The 4465-nt window shown below is 65.5% G+C and carries 3 protein-coding genes; 2 read left to right on the top strand and 1 reads right to left on the bottom strand.

The features are described from left to right. The first annotated feature begins 223 nt into the window (after window positions 1-223). Entirely contained in the window at window positions 224-985 is a 762-nt protein-coding gene (locus PVW46_RS06045) for an NAD kinase (RefSeq protein ID WP_069209346.1), read from the top strand. A gap of 265 nt (window positions 986-1250) precedes the next feature. Here the strand turns inward: PVW46_RS06045 and PVW46_RS06040 are convergent, their stop codons facing one another. Continuing rightward, window positions 1251-2165 (bottom strand): hypothetical protein, encoded by a 915-nt coding sequence (locus PVW46_RS06040; RefSeq protein ID WP_043135821.1) that lies wholly within the window; start codon window positions 2163-2165, stop codon window positions 1251-1253. A gap of 322 nt (window positions 2166-2487) precedes the next feature. On the opposite strand from PVW46_RS06040, the gene prpE reads away from it, so the two are divergent. After that, entirely contained in the window at window positions 2488-4380 is a 1893-nt protein-coding gene (gene prpE, locus PVW46_RS06035) for a propionate-CoA ligase PrpE (RefSeq protein WP_069209345.1), read from the top strand. Window positions 4381-4465 lie beyond the last annotated feature (85 nt).

The raw sequence follows: 4465 nt of genomic DNA, 5'->3' as shown, positions 1-4465 counted from the left end.
GAGGCGAGGGACTCGGTGAAAAAACCGTCGTCGCGATGGGGGGCGTTCATGGCGCTGCTCCTTTGGATTCGGATTGCGGGGTTTCGTATAGGAAACCGGTTCTGACTCAAAGTAGGTAAAGCGACGGGCTGCGACATACCAGCGGCATGGCGGCCCCGGCACTGGTCCCTGCCGGAACTTTGTGCTTCCATCCGCCCCGGATGGAGACGACAGGAAACCCCCGATGAGCTTACGGATCGCCTTTTGTGCGTCCAACGCGCCGATTGCGCAATCGGCGCGCGCAGGCCTGACGCGGCGCTATGGCGACCATGCCGAGCGTGGCGCGGACGTGATCGTCGCGCTGGGTGGCGACGGTTTCATGCTGCACACGCTGCACCGGACGCAGGAGCTGGCGGTGCCGGTTTACGGCATGAACCGGGGCACCGTGGGCTTTCTGATGAACGAATATTCGGAACACGGGCTGGTCGAACGGCTGACCGCGGCGGAAGAGGCGGTGATCAACCCGCTGGCCATGCGCGCGACCTGCACCGACGGCGAGGAACACGAGGCGCTGGCGATCAACGAGGTCTCTCTGCACCGTTCGGGCAGCCAGGCGGCGCGGCTGCGGATCAGCGTCGATGGCCAGGTGCGGATGGCGGAACTGGTCTGTGACGGGGCGCTGGTGTCGACGCCCGCCGGGTCGACCGCCTACAATTACTCTGCGCACGGGCCGATCCTGCCGATCGGCGCGGATGTGCTGGCCCTGACCCCGGTGGCGGCCTTTCGGCCCCGGCGCTGGCGCGGCGCGCTGCTGCCCAAGGCGGCAGAGGTCAGTTTCGAGGTGCTGGAGGCCGAGAAGCGCCCGGTCATGGCAGAGGCCGACGGGGCGGAGGTGCGCGACGTGCTGGCGGTGCAGATCCGGTCAGAGCCGGGCGTGGCGCACCGGGTGCTGTTCGACCCGGGGCACGGTCTGGAAGAACGGCTGATCCGCGAGCAGTTCGTCTGAGACAAGAGGCGCGATGCATGGAGAAAATGAGCCTCGTCCTGCTGGGAACAGTCGCTTTGATCCTGCTGGTATCCCTCTTGGGCTCACTGCATGCGTTTTTCTCAGAGCGAAAGATCCGCCGCTTTTGGCGTGCCCAACGTGACGCCGCGCGTTTGCAGCGGCGCGTCGGGTTGGAGGATCCGCGCGGTCGCCACTGAGATCGCCTTTCGTTGTGGAGAGGGAAGCGGCAGGTGCCGCCTGCGGAGTCCTCGTCCCATCGCAGGCCTCAGGGTTGCTGTTCTTTCAGCTCGAACCCGTCCAGTTCGTAGCGCTTGCCGCAGGGGCCGGCCTCGTCCCCGTCGCCGCATTGCGATCCCTTGACGATCAGGGTCAGGACGCCCGGTTGCCCGGTGATGGCCGCGTCCTGGATCGCGTTCAGGAAGACGCGACGATAGCGGCCGTCCTCCATGCCCAGCCAGAAGGAGGTCAGACAGCCGGCCGGGCCGCAGACCATGTCGGGCGTGCTGTCGCACAGCATGGCGCCGTGGTTGATCCGCAGGTCCATCGGCGGTTTTCCGTCGATGTCGATCTGCTGCGAGAAGCCGTCGCTGACGGTCAGCTGCCCGTCGAGGACGGTGCAGGCCTCGCGCATGTCGCCAAGGATCTGCGCGGCGGGATCGGGCAGGGTGCGCCGTTCCAGCTCGCGCTGGTCGAAGTCGGGCAGCGGGCAGAATTTCTGGACCTCGGTGATCGCCGCGTTCGACCCGATCAGGGTGAAGCGATGGATCACCGGCGCGCTGTCGGCGCTGTCCCAGACATGCAGTTGCGCACGGATGCCGGCCTTGAGCCGGTCGATGCCGCGCAGCTGGGTTTCCTCAAGCGGGGCATGGAAGCTCTCCAGCCCGGTATGGCTGAAATCCAGCGACCCGGCCAGTTGCGAGCCGACGAACAGCAGGCTGTCGAGGCGTGGCGCCGCCACCATGCCGGGCATGTTCCGCGTCGTCAGGCGGTAGGCCAGCGGCTCTCCGGTGGAGCAGCCCAGTTCAAAGCAGATCACTTCGTCATCGCCGTTGCAGACGCGGGCAACATGTTCGGTCGCCTCCTCGCCGCCGACGAACTCCCAGTTGGCCCAAGCGGCACCGGTCCAGGCGCAGAGGCCGACAATGGCCAGGGTCAGTGCCTTGAAGGCCTTGCTTTGCATGAAGAATCTCCTTTCGCGCGGTCAGGGGATGAGTCCATGCCGCGCACGGCAGGTCAAGTCACACGACAGATCACATTCGCGCAAGCGGATTCCGCGCCATAGTATCGGGGGACTTGGGGGCGGGGCAGGGCGAGTCGCTTTTCAACTTTGCAAAGTCTCGCGATCATCAAAGATCACAGCAAGGATTTCTTGGGTTTGCAAATCTTTGCAGGGCGAATTCGCAAATCTTCTGCGATAATCTGTCCTGACCGCCGGTAACAGACTTGCCCGTTTGGCGGTGCTCCGCCTAAGCGGTTTGTCAGGGAATAGAGGAGGCTCTCTCATGGGGTATCAAGACGTTTATGACCGCGCGCAGGCCGATCCGGAAGGCTTCTGGATGTCGGCGGCCGAGGCGATCGACTGGGAGAAGAAGCCCTCGAAGGCCCTCTTTGACCGTGGCGATCACATGTACGAATGGTTTGCCGACGGCATGGTGAACACCTGCTGGAACGCGGTGGACCGGCACGTCGAGGCCGGGCGCGGCGAGCAGACGGCGATCATCTACGACAGCCCGATCACCCATACCAAGCGCGAGATTTCCTACGTCGAACTGCGCAACCGCGTGGCCAACCTGGCCGGCGCGCTGCGCGCCAAGGGCGTCGAGAAGGGCGACCGCGTCATCATCTACATGCCGATGATCCCCGAGGCGCTGGAGGCCATGCTGGCCTGCGCGCGGCTGGGCGCGGTGCATTCGGTGGTCTTCGGCGGCTTTGCCGCGAGCGAGCTGGCGGTGCGGATCGACGATGCCCAGCCCAAGTGCATCATCGCCGCCTCCTGCGGGATGGAGCCGGGCCGCGTCGTCCACTACAAGCCGCTGCTGGACGGGGCCATTGACCAGGCAAAGCACAAGCCCGACTTCTGCGTGATCTTCCAGCGCGAGCAGGAAGTGGCGCACCTGGAAGAGGGGCGTGACTACAACTGGCACGGGTTCCAGTACGGCGTCGAGCCGGCGGACTGCGTGCCGGTCGAGGGCAACCATCCCGCGTACATCCTCTATACCTCGGGCACCACCGGCCAGCCCAAGGGCGTCGTGCGCCCCACGGCTGGGCACCTGGTGGCGCTGAACTGGACCATGAAGAACCTCTACAACGTCGATCCCGGCGACGTGTTCTGGGCCGCCTCGGACGTGGGCTGGGTCGTGGGCCATTCCTACATCTGCTACGGCCCGCTGATCCACGGCAACACCACCATCGTCTTCGAGGGCAAGCCCGTGGGCACCCCCGACGCGGGCACATTCTGGCGGGTGATCTCGGAACACAAGGTGAAGTCCTTCTTTACCGCGCCGACCGCCTTCCGCGCGGTGAAACGCGAGGATCCCAAGGGCGAATTTGTCGGGAAATATGACCTGAGCTGCCTCAAGGCCGTCTACCTGGCGGGCGAACGCGCCGATCCGGACACGATCCAATGGGCGCAGGACCAGCTGAAGGTGCCGGTGATCGACCACTGGTGGCAGACCGAAACCGGCTGGTGCATCGCGGGCAACCCGCTGGGCATCGAGGAACTGCCGACCAAGCTGGGCTCTCCGGCCAAGCCGATGCCGGGCTACGACATCCAGATCCTGGACGAGGGCGGCCACCCCATGAAACAGGGTGAACTGGGCGCCATCGCGGTCAAGTTGCCGCTGCCGCCGGGCACGCTGCCGACGCTGTGGAACGCCGAGGCGCGGTTCAAGAAGAGCTACCTGGAGCATTTCCCCGGCTACTACGAGACCGGCGACGCGGGCATGATCGACGAGGACGGCTACGTCTACATCATGGCGCGCACCGATGACGTCATCAACGTCGCGGGCCACCGCCTGTCGACCGGCGGCATGGAAGAGGTGCTGGCCTCGCATCCGGACGTGGCCGAATGCGCCGTGATCGGCGTGACCGACCAGCTGAAGGGACAGCTGCCGCTGGGGTTCCTCTGCCTCTCTTCCGGCGTGAACCGCCCGCACGAGGAGATCGTGGCGGAAAGCGTCAAGCTGGTGCGCGAGAAGATCGGCCCCGTCGCGGCCTTCAAACTGGCCTGCGTGGTGGACCGCCTGCCCAAGACCCGCTCGGGCAAGATCCTGCGCCGGACGATGGTTCAGATCGCGGATGGAGAAGAGTTCAAGATGCCGGCGACCATCGACGACCCGGCGATCCTGGACGAGATCAGGGAAGCCCTGCAGGGGCTGGGCTACGCCAAGGGCTGAGACCTGGCAGGCGCTGCGGGCGTTTTCCCAACGGGTGTGAGGGGCGCTGCGGCGCCCTTCTTTGGTTTGAAAAATACCTCGGGGG

It is taken from the genome of Mameliella sp. AT18, assembly GCF_028807275.1.
Classification (GTDB): domain Bacteria; phylum Pseudomonadota; class Alphaproteobacteria; order Rhodobacterales; family Rhodobacteraceae; genus Antarctobacter; species Antarctobacter albus.
This window is presented reverse-complemented; position numbering and strand designations above follow the sequence as displayed.

Coding starts and splice junctions, on each gene's coding strand:
- PVW46_RS06045 (WP_069209346.1), top strand. CDS start 224: ATGAGCTTACGGATCGCCTTTTGTGCGTCCAACGCGCCGATTGCGCAA.
- PVW46_RS06040 (WP_043135821.1), bottom strand. CDS start 2,165: ATGCAAAGCAAGGCCTTCAAGGCACTGACCCTGGCCATTGTCGGCCTC.
- prpE (WP_069209345.1), top strand. CDS start 2,488: ATGGGGTATCAAGACGTTTATGACCGCGCGCAGGCCGATCCGGAAGGC.